At 72.2% G+C, this 19,110-nt stretch carries 21 protein-coding genes; 14 read left to right on the forward strand and 7 right to left on the reverse strand.

What is annotated here, in order from left to right:
* Positions 1-103: 103 nt before the first annotated feature.
* Entirely contained in the window at positions 104-682 is a 579-nt protein-coding gene (locus ABD978_RS23515; RefSeq protein ID WP_345358337.1) for a PadR family transcriptional regulator, read from the reverse strand.
* Between the two features lie 82 nt (positions 683-764).
* Here ABD978_RS23515 and ABD978_RS23520 point away from each other — a divergent pair, with 82 nt between their 5' ends.
* Positions 765-1,703 (forward strand): alpha/beta hydrolase, encoded by a 939-nt coding sequence (locus ABD978_RS23520; protein WP_345358441.1) that lies wholly within the window; start codon positions 765-767, stop codon positions 1,701-1,703.
* Between the two features lie 8 nt (positions 1,704-1,711).
* On the opposite strand, the gene ABD978_RS23525 is transcribed toward ABD978_RS23520, so the two are convergent.
* The 3 genes from ABD978_RS23525 to ABD978_RS23535 form a co-directional block, all read right to left on the reverse strand.
* Positions 1,712-2,581, reverse strand: coding sequence for a polysaccharide deacetylase family protein (locus ABD978_RS23525; RefSeq protein ID WP_345358340.1), 870 nt, complete (start codon positions 2,579-2,581; stop codon positions 1,712-1,714).
* A gap of 97 nt (positions 2,582-2,678) precedes the next feature.
* Positions 2,679-3,509 carry a polysaccharide deacetylase family protein gene (locus ABD978_RS23530; protein WP_345358343.1) on the reverse strand — a complete coding sequence of 277 codons (831 nt, stop codon included), beginning with the start codon at positions 3,507-3,509 and terminating at the stop codon, positions 2,679-2,681.
* Positions 3,510-3,630: 121 nt separating this feature from the next.
* Positions 3,631-4,212 carry a TetR/AcrR family transcriptional regulator gene (locus ABD978_RS23535; protein WP_345358346.1) on the reverse strand — a complete coding sequence of 194 codons (582 nt, stop codon included), beginning with the start codon at positions 4,210-4,212 and terminating at the stop codon, positions 3,631-3,633.
* A 77-nt stretch (positions 4,213-4,289) separates the two neighbouring features.
* Here ABD978_RS23535 and ABD978_RS23540 point away from each other — a divergent pair, with 77 nt between their 5' ends.
* On the forward strand, positions 4,290-4,925 hold the full coding sequence (locus ABD978_RS23540) for an NAD(P)-dependent oxidoreductase (RefSeq protein ID WP_345358349.1): 636 nt from the start codon (positions 4,290-4,292) through the stop codon (positions 4,923-4,925).
* A 96-nt stretch (positions 4,926-5,021) separates the two neighbouring features.
* Here the strand turns inward: ABD978_RS23540 and ABD978_RS23545 are convergent, their stop codons facing one another.
* Positions 5,022-5,396 carry an FKBP-type peptidyl-prolyl cis-trans isomerase gene (locus ABD978_RS23545; RefSeq protein ID WP_345358352.1) on the reverse strand — a complete coding sequence of 125 codons (375 nt, stop codon included), beginning with the start codon at positions 5,394-5,396 and terminating at the stop codon, positions 5,022-5,024.
* A gap of 107 nt (positions 5,397-5,503) precedes the next feature.
* Here ABD978_RS23545 and ABD978_RS23550 point away from each other — a divergent pair, with 107 nt between their 5' ends.
* Together ABD978_RS23550 and ABD978_RS23555 are read left to right on the forward strand one after the other, a co-directional pair.
* Positions 5,504-6,121, forward strand: coding sequence for a DsbA family oxidoreductase (locus ABD978_RS23550; protein WP_345358355.1), 618 nt, complete (start codon positions 5,504-5,506; stop codon positions 6,119-6,121).
* Positions 6,122-6,282: 161 nt separating this feature from the next.
* Complete coding sequence (locus tag ABD978_RS23555) at positions 6,283-7,665, forward strand: APC family permease (RefSeq protein ID WP_345358358.1); 1,383 nt, start codon at positions 6,283-6,285, stop codon at positions 7,663-7,665.
* 121 nt (positions 7,666-7,786) lie between these two features.
* Here the strand turns inward: ABD978_RS23555 and ABD978_RS23560 are convergent, their stop codons facing one another.
* The gene (locus ABD978_RS23560) at positions 7,787-8,578 is read right to left on the reverse strand and encodes a carbon-nitrogen hydrolase family protein (RefSeq protein ID WP_345358361.1); all 792 of its coding nucleotides are present in this window, start codon (positions 8,576-8,578) and stop codon (positions 7,787-7,789) included.
* A gap of 103 nt (positions 8,579-8,681) precedes the next feature.
* Here ABD978_RS23560 and ABD978_RS23565 point away from each other — a divergent pair, with 103 nt between their 5' ends.
* The 5 genes from ABD978_RS23565 (at position 8,682) to ABD978_RS23585 (ending at position 13,085) form a co-directional block, all read left to right on the forward strand.
* Positions 8,682-9,881, forward strand: a complete 1,200-nt coding sequence (locus tag ABD978_RS23565) for an RNA-guided endonuclease InsQ/TnpB family protein (RefSeq protein WP_345358364.1) — start codon at positions 8,682-8,684, stop codon at positions 9,879-9,881.
* Positions 9,882-9,945: 64 nt separating this feature from the next.
* Positions 9,946-11,115 carry a pyridoxal phosphate-dependent aminotransferase gene (locus tag ABD978_RS23570; RefSeq protein WP_345358367.1) on the forward strand — a complete coding sequence of 390 codons (1,170 nt, stop codon included), beginning with the start codon at positions 9,946-9,948 and terminating at the stop codon, positions 11,113-11,115.
* Positions 11,116-11,152: 37 nt separating this feature from the next.
* Complete coding sequence (locus ABD978_RS23575) at positions 11,153-11,839, forward strand: SseB family protein (RefSeq protein ID WP_345358370.1); 687 nt, start codon at positions 11,153-11,155, stop codon at positions 11,837-11,839.
* Positions 11,840-11,919: 80 nt separating this feature from the next.
* Complete coding sequence (locus tag ABD978_RS23580; protein WP_345358373.1) at positions 11,920-12,483, forward strand: prepilin peptidase; 564 nt, start codon at positions 11,920-11,922, stop codon at positions 12,481-12,483.
* 134 nt (positions 12,484-12,617) lie between these two features.
* Positions 12,618-13,085 carry a hypothetical protein gene (locus ABD978_RS23585; RefSeq protein WP_345358376.1) on the forward strand — a complete coding sequence of 156 codons (468 nt, stop codon included), beginning with the start codon at positions 12,618-12,620 and terminating at the stop codon, positions 13,083-13,085.
* Positions 13,086-13,134: 49 nt separating this feature from the next.
* Here the strand turns inward: ABD978_RS23585 and ABD978_RS23590 are convergent, their stop codons facing one another.
* Positions 13,135-14,346 (reverse strand): MFS transporter, encoded by a 1,212-nt coding sequence (locus ABD978_RS23590; protein ID WP_345358379.1) that lies wholly within the window; start codon positions 14,344-14,346, stop codon positions 13,135-13,137.
* 353 nt (positions 14,347-14,699) lie between these two features.
* Between ABD978_RS23590 and aroC the strand changes: the two genes are divergently transcribed.
* The 5 genes from aroC to ABD978_RS23615 all read left to right on the forward strand — a co-directional run bounded on the left by aroC (position 14,700) and on the right by ABD978_RS23615 (position 19,052).
* A complete protein-coding gene (gene aroC / locus ABD978_RS23595; RefSeq protein WP_345358382.1) occupies positions 14,700-15,878 on the forward strand; it encodes a chorismate synthase in 1,179 nt (392 codons plus the stop codon).
* On the forward strand, positions 15,875-16,375 hold the full coding sequence (locus ABD978_RS23600; RefSeq protein ID WP_345358385.1) for a shikimate kinase: 501 nt from the start codon (positions 15,875-15,877) through the stop codon (positions 16,373-16,375). The genes aroC and ABD978_RS23600 overlap by 4 nt, the downstream gene beginning before the upstream one ends.
* Positions 16,372-17,439, forward strand: a complete 1,068-nt coding sequence (gene aroB / locus ABD978_RS23605) for a 3-dehydroquinate synthase (RefSeq protein WP_345358387.1) — start codon at positions 16,372-16,374, stop codon at positions 17,437-17,439. Before ABD978_RS23600 ends, aroB begins: the two co-directional genes overlap by 4 nt.
* A gap of 29 nt (positions 17,440-17,468) precedes the next feature.
* Complete coding sequence (gene aroQ / locus ABD978_RS23610; protein ID WP_345358390.1) at positions 17,469-17,915, forward strand: type II 3-dehydroquinate dehydratase; 447 nt, start codon at positions 17,469-17,471, stop codon at positions 17,913-17,915.
* A 90-nt stretch (positions 17,916-18,005) separates the two neighbouring features.
* A complete protein-coding gene (locus ABD978_RS23615) occupies positions 18,006-19,052 on the forward strand; it encodes an LLM class F420-dependent oxidoreductase (RefSeq protein ID WP_345358393.1) in 1,047 nt (348 codons plus the stop codon).
* The last annotated feature ends 58 nt before the right edge of the window (positions 19,053-19,110 follow it).

The raw sequence follows: 19,110 nt of genomic DNA on the forward strand, positions 1-19,110 counted from the left end.
CCACCACCCGGTGGGGAGCGCTCGCCCCCAAGGCGAGGATCAACCAACGCGGTCATCCCGCCGACCACCGTTGCTTGACACGGCACTAGCTCAGCGAGTCGGCCTAGTTGTGCTGCCAGCGGTCCTTCGGGGTCGGCCCGGAGGGATCGTCCGGGTCCTCGTCGGCCGCGGCGATCGTCTCCCAGAAGGCGGCGTGCGCCTGCTCGTGCAGGATCCCGTAGGACAGCATGCGCTCGCGGGAGACGGTGCCGGCGTCGTCCGGGTCGAGCGCGGCGCGCCGCTGCTCGTACGTCTTCATGAGCCGCCGATGCTGGCGCGCCTGCGTGCGCGCGAGGCTCACCAGGTCGGCGGGGTCGCCGAGGTCGGCGAAGGCCAGCCGGAGCTGGGCGGGGTCACGGAACTCGGCCTGGGGGAGCTCCGGGGCCGACAGCCATTCCCGTAGCGTCCTCTCCCCCGCGGGGGTGAGGTGGAAGAAGCGGCGGCGCCTGCCGCCCTCCTCGGTCTCCTCGGTCAGCAGGCCCAGCTCCGCCAGGCGGGGCGGGTCGCGGTAGAGCTGCGCGTGCGGGATGGGCCAGAACGGCGCGATGCTCTCCTCGACGCGCGCCTTCAGCTCGTACGGGGTCATCGGGCCGTGGCGGGCGATCAGGCCGAGCACGACGTACGCCGACATGCTCAACTCCACGTGCGCCTCCCGTTGACACCATCTCACTGAGACCTTACTTTCGTCTCATTGCAACCGTATCACTGAGACTATTGAGGTGCTCATGTACGTCCACCCCGGACTCGCGGACGTCCTCGCCGCGCTGCCGGACCGCCCGGCCGACCCCTACGCCGACATCGAGGCCACCCGTGTGAGTTTCGCGGCGCTGATGGCCCCGCGGATGGGCCCGGACCCCCGCGTCACCGTGGACCGCGCGGTCATCCCCGGACCGGACGGCGACACGATCGACCTGCACGTCATCCGGCCGTCCGACGCCGCCGAGGACGAGGTGCTGCCCGGCATCCTCTACATCCACGGCGGCGGCTTCGCCTACGGCGAGCTGGACGGCCCGAGCCCGATGGCACGGGACGCCTGTGCCGAAACGCGCGCCGTCGTCGTCGACGCGCATTACCGGCTGGCTCCGGAGCACCGGTTCCCCGCCGGGGTCGAGGACTGCTACGCGGCGCTGCGCTGGATGGCGGACGGCGCCGCGGGGCTCGGCGTCGACCCGGATCGGATCGCCGTCGCGGGCGCGTCGGCGGGCGCCTGCCTGAGCGCGGCCATGACCCTCATGGCGCGGGACCGGCAGGGGCCGTCCATCGCCTACCAGTGCCTGCTGATCCCGCTGCTCGACGACCGGTCCACGACCGCGTCCCGGCGGAACATCACCGACCGGAGGATCATCAACGGCCCGGGTATCACCCGTACCTGGGACAACTACCTCGGCCCGGACCGGGAGGGGGCCGCGCCGTACGCCGCGCCGGCGCGGGCGGAGGACCTGCGCGGCCTGCCGCCGGCGTACGTCCTCACCTGCGGGCTGGACCCGCTCCGTGACGAGGGCGTGGACTACGCCCGGCGGCTGATCGAGGCGGACGTGCCGGTCGAGCTGCACCACGTGCCCGGGGCCTGGCACTTCTTCGAGGCGTTCGCGCCGGAGAGCGCGGTCGCCAGGTCGACGACCGCGCACTGGCTCCGGGCGCTGCGCGCCGCCCTGCACCCCTGACCGGGGGACTACTGGAAGAACTCGGCCGGCAGGTGATCCCGCACCGCGGCGGGACGGAAACCCTGCTTGTGGATGGTGCGGAGCATCTTCTTGAAGTCGGCGGTCATGTTCGGGTTGAAGTGCACGAGCATGATGTCCCCCGGGTGCAGACGGCCGGGGACCTGGTAGGCGATCTTGCCGTTGCTGACCACCTCGCGCCAGAAGAAGATCGCCTTCATCCCGCAGTCCCGGGCGGCGCGCAGCGTGTCATGGTCGGTGGACCCGTACGGCGCGCGGAACAGCGTCGGGCGCGCGCCGTACTGCGTGGTGTAGATGCCCGCCGCGTCGCAGATCTCCTGCTTCTGTCGCTTGTACGACAGCCGGGGCATGTACGGGTGCGTCATCGTGTGATCCTCGATCAGCGCGCCCGCCTGCTGCAGCTCGCGGAAGTACCCGTAGTTCTTCTTCACCGCCAGGTTCTCGAGGAAGAGCGTCACCGGGATCCGCTCGTCGCGGATCAGCCGGACGAAGTCGGCGTCCTTCTCCCAGCCGTCGTCGATGGTGATGAAGACGACCTTGTCCTGGACCGGGATGCGGCTGATCACCGGGGGCAGGCCGTCCCGCGATCGGGGGATCGCCGAGGGCGTAGTCGCGGTGGGCGATCCGCTCGGCGAGCCGCTCGGGTTCGCCGACGGCGAGGATGACGCGGGCGGAGTCACCGGAGCCGACGACGGGGGCCCGTGGCCGGGGGTCAGGCTCGGTTCGGAGCCGCCCGGCCCCCGTGAGGCGACCGGCGCCGCCGATCTGGAGTGCGGGGTGCCCTGGTGACAGGCCGTCAGTCCGCCCGCGGTGAGCACGGCGAGGGCGGCCGCGGTCAGAGCGCGCAGCTGTGGGCGCATCGGATCTCCCCTCGAAGCGGCGGTACGACGGTTACGAGGCTGTCCGGATTCGGCCGGTGATCAACCTGTTCCTGCCGAATTGTGGGCGTGGGATCGCTCACCCCGCCGCCTCTCCGCCCTGGGAGCGGGGCAGGTAGTTCGCCAGCGCCGCGGGGCGCAGCCCCGCCTGCCGGATCCAGGTGAGCAGGCGCTCGAAGTCGCCGGCCAGGCCGCGGCGGAAGTGCATCAGGATGATGTCGCCGGGCCGCAGGTCCGAGCCCCCGTCCATGCGCGCCAGCTTCCCGGACAGGCCGTTGTAGAACTCCACCGACCAGATGACGACCGACTTCATGCCGCAGTCCCGGGCCGCGGTACGGGTGACCTGGTCGTACGATCCGCCGGGCGGCCGGAAGATCTGCGGCCGCCGCCCGTACTGCCGGGCGTCGATGTCGGCCGAGTCGCAGATCTGCCGGTGCTGTGCCGCCGCGGACAGCCGGCGCATGTCGTTGTACGGCGCGGCATGGTCCATCGTGTGGTCCTCGATCGGCGCGCCGGCGTGCTGCAGCGCCCAGAAGTACTCGTAGCCGGTGCGGGCCGCCTGGTCGGTGAGGAAGACCATGATGGGGACCCGCTGGGTCCGGACGATGTCGACGAAGCGGGTGTCGTGCTCCCAGCCGTCATCGATGGTGATGAAGACGACCTTGTCGTTCGTCTGGATCCGGTCGACCACCGGCGGCAGGCCGTCCCCGCGCCGCTCGTAGGACACCTGCCAGGTGCCGGGCTTCGGAGCGGGCCACCGCGGCGGCGCCATGACCTGCGCCATCGCGGGAGGACCCGCCGCGTGCGCGGGAGAGCCCTCCACCCGGCCGCGGATGTCGGGCCACGCGCCGGAGGTCACTCCGAGCACCGCCGCGAGCAGGCACGACGCGATCAACCCTTTTTCACGCATCCAACCCAGCTTCCCCTCAGTGGATCTTAAGTATCCGCATAGGGGTTGATGCCCGGAAGTGGTGGCCAGGTTCGGGCAATCCGCCGTCACTTTTGGACGACGAGGGGATGGAGAGGGGGACTCAGCCCGCGCCCAGGGCGCGTAGCAGCGTGCCGCTCAGCGCGGTCACCGTCGCGTCCGGCACCGGCTTGGCGTCGGGGCCCTCGGCGAAGTACCGGAAGAAGGCCTGCTGGAAACAGGCGCCGGCCAGCAGGGCGGCGGCCGCGTCGAGGTTGGCGTCGGCGGCGATGCGCCCCAGGTCGCGTTCGGCGCGCAGGTGGTCGGCCAACCGCCGGACCAGGTGCTCCGGTCCGGCGCCGTACCTGCGGAGCGACTCGCGCTGGGCGGCCATCAACCGTGGATCTCCCAGCAGGGAGCCGAGCATGGGCAGGGCCTCGAGGTAGAAGTCCACGGTGGCCCGCGTCAGCGCCGCGACGGTCTCCGCGACGCTTCCGACGCCGGGACGGACGTCCACGCGGGCGACCCCGGGCATCCGTTCGCGCAGGACCGCGAGCATCAGCTCCGTCTTGTCGGCGAAGTGCTTGTAGAGCGCGGCCTCGGACAGGCCGGCCGCCTTCGCGATCTCCTTGGTGGTGGTGCGCGCGATGCCGCGTTCGCGCATCAGGCCGGCGGCGGCGTCGAGGATGCGATCCCGGGTCGTCACGGTCCCCCTTGGTGGTCGGGCGTTCCTCCATTATGGTGGTTAGTGAGCACTCACTAACCACAAAGGGGCGACAAGCCATGAAGCTCACGATCTTCGGCGCGTCCGGAAGGACCGGCACCCATCTGGTCCGGCAGGCACTGGAACGCGGCCACCAGGTGACGGCGGTGGTGCGGGATCCGGCGCGGCTCGACGTCCCCGCCCACGAGCGCCTGCACGTCGTCACGGCCGACGTGATGGACCCGGCGGCCATCACGACCGCCGTCGGCGAGGCCGACGCCGTCGTCTCCGCGCTCGGGCATCGGGACACCGGCCCGACGACCGTGTGCCAGGACGGCGCCCGCAGCATCATCGAGGCGATGGCCAAGACCGGCGCCCGCCGCTTCCTCATGGTCAGCGCCGCGGGCATGGTCACGGACCCCGGCGACGGCCCCCTCACGCGTTACGTCGCCAAGCCGATCCTGCAGCGGCTCCTGCGGCACGGTTTCGCCGACATGGGCCGGGCGGAGGAGGCGGTCCGCGGCAGCGACCTGGACTGGACGATCGTCCGGCCGCCGCGGCTCATCGACAAGAAGGGCACCGGGCGGTACCGCACCGGGATCGACCGCAGCGTCCGGGGCGGAGTGCAGATCTCCCGCGCCGACCTCGCCACCGGCATCCTCACCCTCATCTCCGAGGACTCGTCGGTGCGCCGGCACGTCTGGATCGCGGATTGACCCCGGACGGCCGACGGCCTCGACCTCATGACGGCCGACGGCCCCGCCGCCGAGGGTTCGGCGACGGGGCCGTCGGACGGGCCTCCGCGGGAACGGTCAGCCGACGCCGAGCAGGTCGACGACGAAGATCAGCGTCTCGCCCGGCTTGATCGCGCGGCCCGCGCCGCGGTTGCCGTAGCCCAGGTGCGGGGGGATGACGAGCTTGCGGCGGCCGCCGACCCGCATGCCGGCGACGCCCTGGTCCCAGCCCGCGATGACGCGGCCGGCTCCGAGCGGGAAGTTGAAGGCCTCACCGCGGTTCCACGAGGCGTCGAACTCCTCGCCGGTCGAGTGCGCCACGCCGACGTAGTGCACCGAGACGGTCGAACCGGGGGTGGCCTCGGCGCCGTCGCCGACCGTGATGTCGGTGATCTGCAGGTCGGCGGGCGGCTCGCCCTCGGGGAAGTCGATCTCGGGTCGCTCAAGCGCCATGGGGATGTCTCTCATTGTCGGTGATAACGAGTGTCCAAGCGTAGCCACCCGGGGACCGGTGTGCGGCAGGTGGAATGCGTGCCCCTCCGGGCTCGTTGCCATCCGTTGTGAACGTTGAGATCTTCTCGGATGTCGTATGCCCCTGGTGTTACCTGGGCCGGGCGCGGTTCGCGGCCGCCGCCCGTGACTTCGGCGGCGAGGTGAACGTGACCTGGCGGCCGTACCAGCTCGACCCCGGAGCCTCGGGCGGCGGGCTGATGAACGACAGCCTCGCCGAGAAGTTCGGCGGCGTCGACCGCGTCGCCGAGGCGCACGCCCGGATGCGGGAGCTGATGGCGGCCGAGGACCTGCCGTACGCGCCGGAGAAGGCGCTGAGCGCCAACACCCGCGACGCGCACCGGGTGATCGCGCTCGCCGCCGAGGCGGGCGTGCAGGACGCCGTCGTGGGCCGGCTCTTCCGGGCCCACCACGCCGAGGGCCGGGACCTGAACGACCACGGGACGCTCGCCGAACTGGCCGCCGAGGCCGGGCTGGCGGGCGTGGCGGAGCGCCTCGCGGCGGGCGAGGGCGACGCGGCGGTCACCGCGCAGCTCGAGGTGGCGCGGACGATCGGCGTCACCGGTGTCCCGTTCTTCGTGTTCGAGGGCGCCTGGGCGGTGTCCGGGGCGCAGTCGCGGGAGTTCTTCGGCAGCGCACTCGCCGAGGTCGCGGCCAAGGCCGGCTGACCCACCGGGCGGCACGGGCGGGTCCGCTGGGACTGAGGGGAACGCTGGGTCGGTTCCAGGTCATATAAACCGCTTGACCTGGTAAAACGCTTTGGGATCCCGAATCGCGAGCGGATACATTCCGACATACGGTCACATCCGATCCCCCCGGGAGACCTCTGTTGGAGCCGCAGGCACTTCGCCGCAGCCTGTCGCTGCGCGACCTCATCGTCTACGGACTGCTGTTCATCGGCCCGCTCGCGCCGGTGGGCGTCTTCGGCGTCCTCGACGCCAAGAGCTCCGGGGCGGTCGCCCTCGTCTACCTGGTGGCGACGATCGCCATGGGCTTCACCGCCCTGTCGTACGCCCAGATGTCGCGCCGGGTCCCGAACGCCGGCTCGGTGTTCGCCTACGCCAGCGCGGGGCTCGGCCGGCCGGCCGGTCTGCTGGCGGGCTGGATGGCGATGCTGGACTACCTGCTGATCCCCGCGGTGGCGTACCTGTTCTGCGGGATCGCCCTGCACTCGCAGATTCCCTCGGTGCCCGCCTGGGTCTTCACCGCGGTCGCGTTCGTGGCGACGACCGCGTTCAACCTGGCCGGCGTGCGCGTCGCGGCGCGGGTCGGGTTCGTCGTGCTCGTGATCGAGATCCTGCTCCTGGCGGTCTTCGTCGTCGCCGCCGTCGTCGTCCTGATCATGCACGGGCCCGCCCGGCCGTGGACGTCGCCGTTCGGCGGCACCGGCGGGATGACCGCGAGCGCCGTCATGGGCGCCGTCTCGGTCGCCGTGCTGTCCTTCCTCGGCTTCGACGGGATCGCCTCCTTCGCCGAGGAGAACACCGGGGACGAGCGCCAGGTCGGGCGCGCGGTGCTGTTCTGCCTCGCCCTCGCCGGACTCCTCTTCGTCGTGCAGACGTACCTGGCCGGGCTGCTCACGCCGGTGAGCCCGCAGCACCTCGCGTCGGCGCCCGCCGAGCAGGGCACGGCGTTCTACAAGATGACCGACGTCGCCTTCGGCTCCTGGCTCCACCTGGCGTTCGTCGTCGTCAAGGGCGTCGGGCCGGCGTTCTCCGCGATGTCCGCGGTGGCGGCCGCCTCCCGGCTGATGTACGGGATGGCCCGCGACCACGGCCTGCCCAAGGCGCTCGCCACCGTGGACGAGCGGTCCCGCGTGCCCCGGGCCGCCCTCCTCACGACGGCCGGCGTCGCGGCCGTCGTGTCGATCTGGGCGGCCTGGTTGTCCAACGGCCTCGACGTTCTCGTGTCCATCGTGAACATCGGCGCCCTCGTGGCCTTCACCCTGCTGCACGCCTCGGTGGTCGGCTACTTCGTCGTACGGCGCCGGAGCCGCGCGTGGCTGCCGCACCTGCTCGTCCCGGCCGCGGGCGCCGCCGTCTCGGTCTGGATCATCGTGTCGGCGACGACCATGGCGAAGATCGTCGGCGGAGCCTGGCTCCTGGCCGGGCTCGTCCTGGTCGCCCTGCAGTACCGCCGCGGCCGCCGGGCGCCCGGCGGGGCCGCCCCGGAGACGGTGCCCGGCGAGGCCCCGACCCGGCGCTCGCGGTGAGGTGACCCGGCGTCATCCGCCGACCCGGCGTCATCCGCCGACCCGGCGTCATCCGCCGACCCGGCGTCATCCGCCGAGTCGGCGTTCGCCGCCGATGAGGCGGTCCCGATGAGGCGGACCCTCAGCCGAACAGGTCGGGACGCCGGTGTTCCAGCGCCGGGAGGGTCTTGCGCACGTGCTCGGTGATCAGGTCGTCGAGCTCCACCACCCGCACGCCCGGGAACGGCCCCAGGTCGGTCTGGACCGTGCCCATCGGGTCCACCAGCAGACTGCGCCCCACCCCGATCGCGCCGCCCGGCGCCTGCGGCGGATCCGGGGCCTTGTCGACGGCGACCGTCCAGGTGGTGTTCTCGATGGCCCGGGCGCGGATGAGCGTGACCCAGTGCTCCTCCTTGAAGTTGCCCTGGGCCCAGGAGGCGATCACCGCGAGGAGGTCGGCGCCCTGATCGACGAGCGCCCTGGCCAGCTCGGGGAAGCGGAGGTCGTAGCAGGTGATCAGGCCGATCCGCGTCCCGGCCAGCTCGACGACCGTCGGCGTGTCCCCGGGCGCGATCAGCTCCGACTCCCGGAACCCGAACGCGTCGAACAGGTGGATCTTCCGGTAGGCGCCGGCCGCCCGGCCGTCGGCGTCGATCGCGACGGCGGTGTTGTACACCCGGCCGTCCGGCGCCGGCTCGAAGACCCCCACGATCACGGCCGTACGGTGCCTGCGCGCCGCCTCGGCCAGCGTGGTCACCCAGGGGCCGTCGAGGGGCTCGGCCGCCGCGGCCATGGCCCGGCCGAACCGCACCTGCGTCGCCTCCGGGAAGATCGCCAGATCGGCTTCCGAGGCGATGGCGAGCGCCTCCAGGACATGCTCCAGGTTGTCCTTGGGGTCGTCGCCGACCGGGATCTGACACAGAGCGATCCGCATCGGGGCCTCCTCATCTGTTGTGCGGCGTGGAGACCCTGGCCTTCAGGCCAGGGAGGAATGCCGTTCTCCTCTGATTGTCGGTGGTGGTGGTTAGTGTGCGGGCATGCGGTTCCGGCTTACGCCCACGCCCGCTCAAGAGCAGGCGCTGCTGGAACACTGCTCGCACGCCCGATATGTGTGGAATCTCGCGGTCGAACAACACCAGCACTGGCGACCGGGCCGGGCGTCCGCGCCGGGTTACGCGGAGCAGTGCCGCCAGCTGACCGAGGCGAGACGAGAGTCCGCTTGGCTGGCGGCAGGATCCCACACGGTGCAGCAGCAAGCGCTGCGGGACTTCACCCAGGCCATGGCGAACTTCTTCGCCAGGACCCATCGGCGGCCGACCTGGCGTAAGGCCGGTGTGCATGAGGGGTTCCGGATCGTCGGTAAACGCGGCAACCACTGGGACGTGCGCCGCCTGTCCCGCAAGGTCGGCCAGGTGTGGATCCCGAAGGTCGGCTGGGTGCGGTTCCGCTGGTCCCGCAAGGTCCCCGATGCGGCCAAGTCCTTTCGGATCAACCGGGATCGGGCGGGCCGCTGGCATGTCGCGTTCGCAGTGATTCCGCCGCCCGTAGATGGGCCGGGAACGGGCGAGGTCATTGGTATCGATCGTGGCGTGGCCGTCTCGGCCGCCCTGTCCACCGGCGAGAACCTGGTGGTCCCCGGCCTCCGCGAAACCGAGACCACACGCCTGCAACGTCTGCAGCGCGGGCTCGCACGCGCCAAACCGGGATCCAACCGCCGTGCTCGGGTCAAGACGGCGATCGCCCGGATCAAGGCGCGCCAGACCGACCGGCGCAAAGACTGGGTGGAAAAGACCTCCACCACTCTGGCACGCCGCTACGACCTCATCCGGGTTGAAAACCTGAAGATCCGCAGCATGGTCCGCTCCGCACGCGGCACCTTCACCGCGCCGGGCACGAACGTACGGGCCAAGGCCGGACTCAACCGGTCCATCCACGAGGCCGGCTGGGGTCTGCTGGTGATCCGCCTGGAGGACAAGGCACCTGGCCGAGTGGAGAAGGTCAACCCTGCGTACACGTCTCAGATCTGTCATGCCTGTGGGCAGTGCGCTGCGGAGAGCCGTGAGAGCCAAGCGGTTTTTCGTTGTCGCGCCTGTGGGCATGTCGATCACGCGGATGGGAACGCGGCCAAGAACATCAGAGACATCGCGGCAGGACGTGTCGTGACAGCGCGGGGAGCCCTCCAGCCGTTGGGCGGGGCCGTGAACCGCGAACCTCAACCTGTTCTCACCTCCGGGTAGGGAGCGGGTTGGAATAGAATCCCGCGCCTTTTCAGGTGGGGGAGGACGTCAATACGCTGACCCGGTGACCCTTGAGAACGATCCGCTCGTCGCCCGGATGCAGGGCTTCGGCACCACCGTGTTCGCGGAGATGACGGCGCTGGCGATCCGCACCGGGGCGATCAACCTCGGCCAGGGCTTCCCTGACACCGACGGCCCCGCCAAGCTGCTGGAGACCGCGGTCGAGGCCATCATGGGCGGCGCGAACCAGTACCCGCCCGGCCCCGGGCTGCCGGAGCTGCGGGAGGCCGTCGCCGCACAGCGCGCGGACCGGTACGCCCTGACCTATGACCCGGCCGACGAGGTCCTGGTCACGGTCGGCGCGACCGAGGCGATCTCGGCGGTGCTGCTCGCCCTCGTGGAGACGGGAGAGGAGGTCGTCGTGTTCGAGCCCTACTACGACTCGTACGCGGCGATCATCGCGCTGGCCGGCGGCGTACGCCGGCCGGTCACCCTGCGGCCCGACGGCGGGCGGTTCACGTTCGACCCGGCCGAGCTGCGCGCCGCCGTCACGCCGCGCACCCGGGTGCTGCTCCTCAACTCCCCGCACAACCCGACCGGCACGGTGTTCACCCGCGAGGAACTCGAGGTCGTCGCGGACGTCTGCCGCGAACACGACCTCATCGCCGTCACCGACGAGGTCTACGAGTACCTGACCTACGACGACCCGGCCGCGCACGTGCCGCTCGCGACCCTGCCCGGCATGCGCGAGCGCACGGTGGCGATCTCGTCCGCGGGCAAGACCTTCTCCGTCACCGGCTGGAAGATCGGCTGGATCACCGCGCCGCCGCGGTTCGTACGGGCGGTGCAGACGGTCAAGCAGTTCCTGACCTTCACCGCCAGCGCCCCGTACCAGCGCGCGGTCGCGTACGCGCTGCGCGAGGAACAGGAGTGGGTGGAGGACCTGCGCGCGTCGCTGCGGGCCAAACGCGACCGGCTCAGCGACGGGCTGGCCGCCGCCGGGCTCACGACGTTCCGGCCGCAGGGCACCTACTTCGCGCAGGTCGACGTGCGCCCGCTCGGCTTCGGCGACGGGCGGGAGTTCGTCACCGCCCTGCACGAGCGCGCCGGCATCGTCGCCATTCCGACGCAGGTGTTCTACGACTCCGACGCCGGTGACCCGTACGTCCGGTTCGCCTTCTGCAAGCGCGACGAGGTGATCGACGAGGCCGTCGAGCGCCTCCACGACCTCTAGACGGCCGCGCGCGGGTGCTCGGATACGCTGGACTGCCGTGTCCGAACACCGCATCCCGCAGCCGCAGTTCCCCGACGACGACGGGCGGACCCCCGCCGAGGTCGAGCGGGCGCTGAGCGACTACGCCCAGGGACGGGCGGGGGAGCGGGCCGTGCTCGCGGCGCTCGCCGGCACCCGCCTGCTCGTGCCGGTCGTCGCGGTGCTGACCGAGGACGAGACCGTCGACGGCCTGCGGCGCGAGAAGGAGAGCGAGATGGCTCTGCCCACTCTCGTCGGAGCGGACGGCCGGCGGGCCGTGCTCGCCTTCACCTCCACCGAGAGCCTCGCCCGCTGGCGCCCGGACGCCCGGCCCGTCGCGGTGCACGCCCGGGAGGCGTGTCAGGCCGCCGTCGGCGAGTCCGCCGACGCGCTCGTCGTCGACGTGGCGGGGCCCGTCCCGTACGCCATCGAGGGCGCTCGGCTGCACGTCCTCGCGAACGGCGGCGCGATCACCGCTCCGCACGAGGACCCCGACGTTCTCGTGGCCGTGCACGCGGCGGTCGACGGCCTGCCCGGAATCACCGGCGTGCGTGTGGAGCCCGGCGAGCGGGCCGAGCTCGCCGTACGCCTCCGGCTGGCCGAGGGCGCCGGCGCGCAGGACGTACGGGCCGCCGCGGACCGCCTCGCCGAACACCTCCGCGGCCACGTCGCCGGAGGCGTCGAGATCGGCGTCGTCCCCGGCTAGGCGTGCCGTCCGGAACGAGCGGTGACGCGGGCGGTCGGAGTTCGGCCCTCGATGCCGGTGACAGGCCTTAGATTGCCAGCGTGACCAACCCCGACTGGGCCGAGCCGGTGATCCGGCGGCGGCTCGCCGTCGTCTCGGCCGCCGCGGTCGTCCTCGCGCTCGTGGCGTGGCGGGTCGGTCCGGCCCCCGACCTTCCGGCGTTCGGCTACCTCGCGGTGGTGGGCGTCGCGCTGACGTTCATCGACGTCGCGCTCAAGCGGCTGCCCGATCCGGTGACGCTCCCGTCGTACGCGGCCGGCCTGCTGCTGCTCGGCCTCGCGGCCCTCTTCACCGACCGGGGCGGGGCGCGGTTCACGCACGCGCTGCTCGGCATGGCGGCGCTGTTCGTCCTGTACGCGCTGCAGTGGCTCGTCGCGCCGAACCAGATCGGCCTGGGCGACGTGAAGCTGGCGGGCGTGCTGGGGCTCTACCTGGGCTGGCTCGGTCTTCCGGCGTGGGTGGCCGGGGTGTGCGCCGGGTACGTCCTCGCGGCGGTGTGGTCGGTCGCGCTGCTGGCGAGCCGCCGGGCCACGCTGCGGACCCAGATCCCGTACGGGCCGTTCATGCTGGCCGGAGTCCTCGCCGCGGTGCTGGCGTACGGCTGAGACCGCCGGAACCCTTCCCGCACCTTTGCCGTCTCGCGACCTCACCGGCCGCCCCGGAGGGGTATCCCGATCCCCGTGCGCATGCCGCGCGCTTACCCGCCTTAAATCGGGCTCGATCGGATGAGGGGCGACAATTGACTTCTCGCAGGTGGATCGCCGTGCTGACCGCCGGTTCGGCCGGGGTGCTGACGGCCGCGATCTCGTGGCCGCCGGAACCGGCGGCCGCTCTCCCCGGCGGGCGGGCGCACCGGGGAGGCGTTCCGCGCGTCCAGCCGTCGCCGAGCGCGAGCAGCACGCCGAACGACGGGATCAACGTCACCATCGGTCCGGACGACGACGACCGCGACCGGAACCGTGACCGGTTCCGTCGCCGGCCGTTCCGGACCCGCCGCCATCTGGAGTTCACCGGCGCGATCGGCTGGCCCGAGCTCGCGATGGGCTGCTGGTTCGACCCCGACTTCGAGGGCGCGGACGAGGACGGCCGCCGCGTCGTGTGCATCGATTTCGCCGTCCGGCCGCCCGGCAACGCGCCCACCCGGGTCCGCGGCCGCCGCTTCTTCTTCATCCACCACCGCCGATTCCACGACCGGCGCTCCAACTGACCCGCCAGGCGCACGGCCGACGCGGAGCGGCGACGGCCTGGGGCGGCCGTCAGGAGGACGCGGGAACGGGACGGCGGTCCCGGCCGGGGCGGCGGCCCCGCACGGTCGCGTGGACGGTGAGCCCGAGCCCGGCCAGGACGGGGAGGATCCCGGCCCAGGGAAGGTGCGCCAGCGAGAGGCCGCCGGCGAGCGCTCGCCCGCCGAGCCAGGACCCGGACGCGATCCCGAGGTTGACCGCCGAGGCGCCGACCGCGGTGATCAGCGTGGGCGCCGACGGCGCGGCGGCGAACGCCCGTTCCTGCAGCAGCGGGATGAGCGTCCCCATGAGGACTCCGAGGACGAGGACGCCGGCCACGGCGCCCGGCCGGGTCCCGTCGATCAGCGCGAAGACGGCGAGGACGGCCGCCAGGGCGGCGAGCGCCGCGCACAGGCCCGCCCACGGGGACCGATCGGTCAGCCGCCCGCCGAGGACGTTCCCGAGGAGACCCGCGCCGCCCAGCACGGCCAGCAGCACGCTGACCGCCGCCGGACCGAAACCGCTCACCCGGCCCAGCAGCGGAGTGATGTAGGTATAGACGGCGAACACCCCGGCCTGGGACAAGACCATGATCCCGATGACCGTCAGGACTCGCAGGTCCCGGAGCGCTCCGAGCTCGGAGCGGGACGGACCGGCCGTCTCGTCGGCCGGCACGGAGGTGACCGCGGCGACCGCGAGGAGCGTGAGCGTCCCGATCGCGGCGATCGCCCAGAAGGTGGCCCGCCAGCCTTGGGTCTGCCCGATCCAGGTCCCCAGCGGCGCGCCCAGCACGGCCGCGAGGTTCCACCCGGCGGAGACGACCGCGATCGCCAGGCCCCGGCGCCCCTCCGGCACCATGCCGACGGCCAGCACCATCGTGACGGCGAACGACGTGCTGTGCGTCAGCGCGACGATCACTCGCGCCGCCAGGAGCATCCCGAACCCGGAGGCCAGGGCGGCGAGCACGTTGGCCGCCACGAAGACGGCGAGCAGCGCGAGCAGCAGCGGCCGGCGGGGGATCCGGAGGGTGAGCGCCGTCACGACGGGCCCGCCGACGGTCACCACGAGGGCGTACCAGGACACCAGCGAACCGGCGGTCGGCAGCGGCACCCGGAGGTCGGCCGCGAGGTCCGGCAGCAGGCCCACCATCACGTACTCCGCCGTGCCGACGACGAACACGCAGCAGGTCAGCACGGCCAGTGCGGCCCGGTCGCCCCACGAGAACGACGGCTTGGTCGAGGACATGAGCCGCACGCTAGGGCTTCACATCGATGTGAAGGTCAACCCGTCTCGCGCCGCTCTCCGACAGGAAACGCTCATCGCGTATCGTGATGGATCTTTGACTCAGTGAGTTCCACAGGGGTGGCCATGCGACCGGAGGGGCCGGCGGCCGACCGCGGATCCGCCGTGCGCTCATACGAGCTTCCCGACGCGAGCGTCGGCGGAAACGGTCTGCGGCCCGAAGCGGCTCACGCGTCGTGGGCCGACATCCGGGCGCTCGCGTGCGGGGGGCCGGAGCCGACCGGTCTCGAGGCGGGCTCGTCTCAGGCTGCGGACACTTGCGCGTAGCCTTCCGTGAGGATGAAAGGATTCACTTCATGCTGCGCTGGCTGACCGCGGGGGAGTCTCATGGCCCGGCCCTCGTCGCGATCATGGAAGGGCTGCCCGCCGGAGTGCGCGTGACCTCGGACGACATCGCCGAGGCGCTGCGCCGTCGCCGGCTCGGGCATGGGCGGGGCGCCCGCATGAAGTTCGAGCAGGACAAGGTGACGGTCGTCGGTGGGATCCGGCACGGCCGTACGCAGGGCGGTCCGGTGGCGATCGAGGTCGCCAACACGGAGTGGCCGAAGTGGGAGACGGTCATGTCGGCCGATCCCGTCGACCCGGACGAACTGGCCGCCCAGGCCCGCAACGCTCCGCTGTCCCGGCCCCGGCCCGGCCACGCCGACCTGGCGGGCATGCAGAAGTACGGCTTCGACGACGCCCGGCCGATCCTCGAGCGGGCGAGCGCCCGCGAGACGGCCGCGCGGGTCGCGATCGGCGAGGTGGCCAAGGCGTTCCTGGCCCAGGTCGCGGACGCCCGGATCGTCAGCCACGTCGTGGCGCTGGGCGAGGTCAGCACGCCGGACGGCGTGGTGCCCGGCCCGGACGACCTCGAGCGGATCGACGCGGACCCGGTGCGCTGCGCCGACCCGGAGACGAGCGCCGCGATGGTCGCCCACATCGACGAGCTCCGCAAGGCCGGTGACACGCTCGGTGGCGTCGTGGAGGTCGTCGCCTACGGCCTGCCGCCCGGCCTCGGCAGTCACGTGCACTGGGACCGGCGGCTCGACGCCCGCCTCGCCGGTGCCCTGATGGGCATTCAGGCGATCAAGGGCGTTGAGGTCGGCGACGGGTTCACGACCGCGCGCCGCCCGGGTTCCCAGGCGCACGACGAGATCGAGAAGACGCCGGAGGGGATCCGGCGGCGCACCTCCCGCGCCGGGGGCATCGAGGGCGGCATGACGACCGGCGACCCGGTCCGGGTACGGGCCGCGATGAAGCCGATCTCGACCGTGCCGCGCGCGCTGGACACGGTCGACGTGACGACCGGCGAGCCGGCCAAGGCGATCAACCAGCGCAGCGACGTGACCGCGGTCCCCGCCGCGGGGGTCGTCGCGGAGGCCATGGTGGCGCTGGTGCTGGCCGAGGCCGTGGTCGAGAAGTTCGGCGGCGACTCCGTCGAGGAGACCGCACGTAATCTGCAGGGCTACCTCTCAACTCTGGTGATCAAGTGAATTCCAAGGTCGTCGTCATCGGTCCGCCCGGCTCCGGCAAGACCACCGTGGGCCTGCTCGTCGCCGAGCGCCTCGGCGTCCCGTTCCGCGACACCGACCACGACGTCGAGGCCACGGCCGGCAAGCCGATCGGGGAGATCTTCGTCGACGACGGTGAGGAGCGCTTCCGCGCCCTCGAGCGCGCGGCCGTGCGTGAGGCCCTCGAGACCCATGACGGCGTCATCGCCCTCGGCGGCGGCGCCATCCTGGACCCGGCCACCCAGGAGGACCTCGCCGGGCACCGGGTCGTCTACCTCGAGGTGGGCCTGTCGGACGCGGTCAAGCGGGTCGGGCTGGCGTCGGCGCGGCCGCTGCTCGTGCTCAACCCGCGCAGCCAGTTCCGCAAGCTGATGGAGGAGCGCCGGCCCATCTACGAGCGCCTCGCCGCGCTCCGGGTGGCCACGGACGGCAGGGAGCCGGGCGAGATCGCCGAAGAGATCGTCAAGGGACTGTCGTGACCCACGTCCACGTCGGAGGCGACGCGCCGTACGAGGTCGTCATCGGTACCGGGGTGCTCGGCGGGCTTCCGGCGCTGGTCGGCGAGGCCAGGACGGTGGCCGTCGTGCACGCCGAGAGCCTGCCGGAGATCGCCCGTCCGGTGTGCGGGGCGCTCGCCGAGGCCGGCTACGACGTCCACGCCCTCCCCGTCCCCGACGGCGAGGCCGGCAAGGACGTCGCCGTGCTGGCCCGGCTCTGGTCCGACTTCGCCCGGCTCGGCATGACCCGCACCGACGTGGTGGTCGGCGTCGGCGGCGGCGCGACCACCGACCTGGCCGGGTTCGCCGCCGCGACCTGGCTCCGGGGCGTCAAGGCCGTGCTGCTGCCCACGACGCTGCTGGCCATGGTGGACGCCGCGGTCGGTGGCAAGACCGCGATCGACATCCCCGAGGGCAAGAACCTCGTCGGCGCCTTCCACCCGCCCGCCGGAGTCCTGTGCGATCTGACGACGCTCGTCACGATGCCGCGCGCGGACTACGTCGCCGGGCTGGCCGAGGTGATCAAGGCCGGGTTCATCGCCGACCCGAGGATCCTGGAGCTGGTCGAGGACGACCCGGAGGCCGCGGGCCGGCCGGACGGGCCGCACACCCTGGAGCTCATCGAGCGGGCCATCGCCGTCAAGGCGCGGGTCGTGTCGGAGGACCTGAAGGAGAGCGGCCTGCGCGAGATCCTGAACTACGGCCACACGCTGGGCCACGCGATCGAGAAGGTCGAGGCGTACCGCTTCCGGCACGGCGACGCGGTCGCGATCGGCATGGTGTACGCCGCCGAGCTGGCCCGCCTGGCGGGCCGCCTCGGCGACGCGGACGTCGACCGGCACCGGGAGATCCTCACCGGCGTCGGCCTGCCCACCTCGTACTCGCCCGACGTGTGGCCGTCGCTGCGCGAAGCGATGCGCGTCGACAAGAAGGCGCGCGGCGCGCGGCTGCGCTTCGTCGTCCTCGACGGCATCGCCGAGCCGGGCCGCCTGGAGGACCCGGACGAAGACCTGCTCGTACGGGCGTACGAGCGGGTGACCCGATGAGCGACGGCGCGCGAGAGGACAGGCGGTCGATGAGTGAGGTCTTCGTCCTGAACGGGCCGAACCTCGGCAGGCTGGGCAGCCGCGAACCCGACGTGTACGGCGCCGCGGACTTCGACGCCCTGACGGCGCTGTGCCGGGACACCGCCCGGCGGCTGGGCCTGCACGCCGAGGTGCGCCAGACCGACGACGAGGCCGAGCTGATCTCCTGGCTGCACGAGGCCGCCGACGGCAGGATCCCGGTCGTGCTCAACCCGGCCGCGTTCACGCACTACTCGTACGCGGTGCGGGACGCCATCGCCCAGCGCACCGCCCCGCTGATCGAGGTGCACCTGTCCAACCCGGCGGCCCGCGAGGAGTTCCGCCACAACTCGGTCGTCGCGGGGGTGGCCACCGGCACGGTCGCCGGCTTCGGCTTCCTGTCGTACGTGCTGGCGCTGCAGGCGATCGCCGAGCTCCTCGCGGAGAGCGAGGACTGACACCCGGGGTGCCGCCGGCGGCCTTCGTACGGTAAGACTGAGTCAGATTCGGTTACTCGGCGGTTCAGGTCAGGATTGGGGTGCGGCGACATGCGCATCGGGATGTCCCTCAACTACGCGGGCGGTTTCACGGAGACCGTCGACGAACTGGCGGACTATGAGAAGGCCGGCCTCGACATCGTGTTCGTGCCGGAGGCGTACAGCTTCGACGCGGTGAGCCAGATGGGGTTCATCGCGGCGCGGACCGAGCGCCTGCAGATCGCCTCGGGCATCCTCCAGCTCTACTCGCGGACCCCGACGCTCACCGCGATGACGGCGGCCGGCCTGGACTACGTCTCCGGCGGGCGGTTCGTGCTCGGCCTCGGCGCGTCGGGCCCGCAGGTCATCGAGGGCTGGCACGGCGTCCCGTACACCGCGCCGATCGGGCGGACCCGGGAGATCATCGAGATCTGCCGCATGGTGTGGCGCCGCGAACGCGTCGTCTATGACGGCAAGTACTACAAGCTCCCCCTTCCCGCCGAGGAGGGTACCGGGCTCGGCAAGCCGCTCAAGCTCATCAACCACCCGGTCCGCGAGCGCATCCCGATCTTCATCGCGTCCCTCGGCCCGAAGAACGTCGAGATGACCGCCGAGCTCGCCGAGGGCTGGGAGCCGATCTTCTACGTCCCGGAGAAGGCCGGTGACGTCTGGGGCGACGCGCTCGCCCGCGGCAAGGCCAAGCGCGACCCCTCGCTCGGCGAGCTGGACATCGTCGCGCAGGCGTTCCTGGCGATCGGCGACGACGTCGAGGGCCTGCTCGACCTCGGCCGGCCGATGGCGGCGCTGTACATCGGCGGCATGGGCGCCAAGGGCCGCAACTTCTACAACGACCTGGCCCGGCGCTACGGCTACGAGAAGGAGGCCGAGGAGATCCAGGACCTCTACCTCGCGGGCAAGAAGGACGAGGCCGCCGCCAAGGTCCCGTACGAGCTGCTGCAGAAGACCTCCCTGATCGGCTCGGAGGGCTTCGTCCGCGACCGCCTCGCGGCGCTGAAGGAGTCCGGCGTCACGACGCTCAACGTCGCGCCGATGGCCGGTGACCACGCGTCCCGCGTCAAGCTGATCGAACGGGTGCGCGAGCTGACCGCGTCCGTCTGACGGCACGGGCGGGCGTGGGCGTCTGAGGGCGCGGGCGTGGCGGGTCCGGGCGCGCGCG

Source organism: Actinoallomurus liliacearum (assembly GCF_039542035.1).
GTDB lineage: Bacteria > Actinomycetota > Actinomycetes > Streptosporangiales > Streptosporangiaceae > Actinoallomurus > Actinoallomurus liliacearum.

Bases quoted from the DNA above. Each gene is read 5' to 3' on its own strand.
- aroQ (WP_345358390.1), top strand. From the start codon at position 17,469: ATGAGTGAGGTCTTCGTCCTGAACGGGCCGAACCTCGGCAGGCTGGGC.
- aroC (WP_345358382.1), top strand. From the start codon at position 14,700: ATGCTGCGCTGGCTGACCGCGGGGGAGTCTCATGGCCCGGCCCTCGTC.
- ABD978_RS23615 (WP_345358393.1), top strand. From the start codon at position 18,006: ATGCGCATCGGGATGTCCCTCAACTACGCGGGCGGTTTCACGGAGACC.
- ABD978_RS23525 (WP_345358340.1), bottom strand. From the start codon at position 2,581: ATGCGCCCACAGCTGCGCGCTCTGACCGCGGCCGCCCTCGCCGTGCTC.
- ABD978_RS23565 (WP_345358364.1), top strand. From the start codon at position 8,682: ATGCGGTTCCGGCTTACGCCCACGCCCGCTCAAGAGCAGGCGCTGCTG.
- ABD978_RS23590 (WP_345358379.1), bottom strand. From the start codon at position 14,346: ATGTCCTCGACCAAGCCGTCGTTCTCGTGGGGCGACCGGGCCGCACTG.
- ABD978_RS23530 (WP_345358343.1), bottom strand. From the start codon at position 3,509: ATGCGTGAAAAAGGGTTGATCGCGTCGTGCCTGCTCGCGGCGGTGCTC.
- ABD978_RS23540 (WP_345358349.1), top strand. From the start codon at position 4,290: ATGAAGCTCACGATCTTCGGCGCGTCCGGAAGGACCGGCACCCATCTG.
- ABD978_RS23545 (WP_345358352.1), bottom strand. From the start codon at position 5,396: ATGGCGCTTGAGCGACCCGAGATCGACTTCCCCGAGGGCGAGCCGCCC.
- ABD978_RS23520 (WP_345358441.1), top strand. From the start codon at position 765: ATGTACGTCCACCCCGGACTCGCGGACGTCCTCGCCGCGCTGCCGGAC.
- ABD978_RS23560 (WP_345358361.1), bottom strand. From the start codon at position 8,578: ATGCGGATCGCTCTGTGTCAGATCCCGGTCGGCGACGACCCCAAGGAC.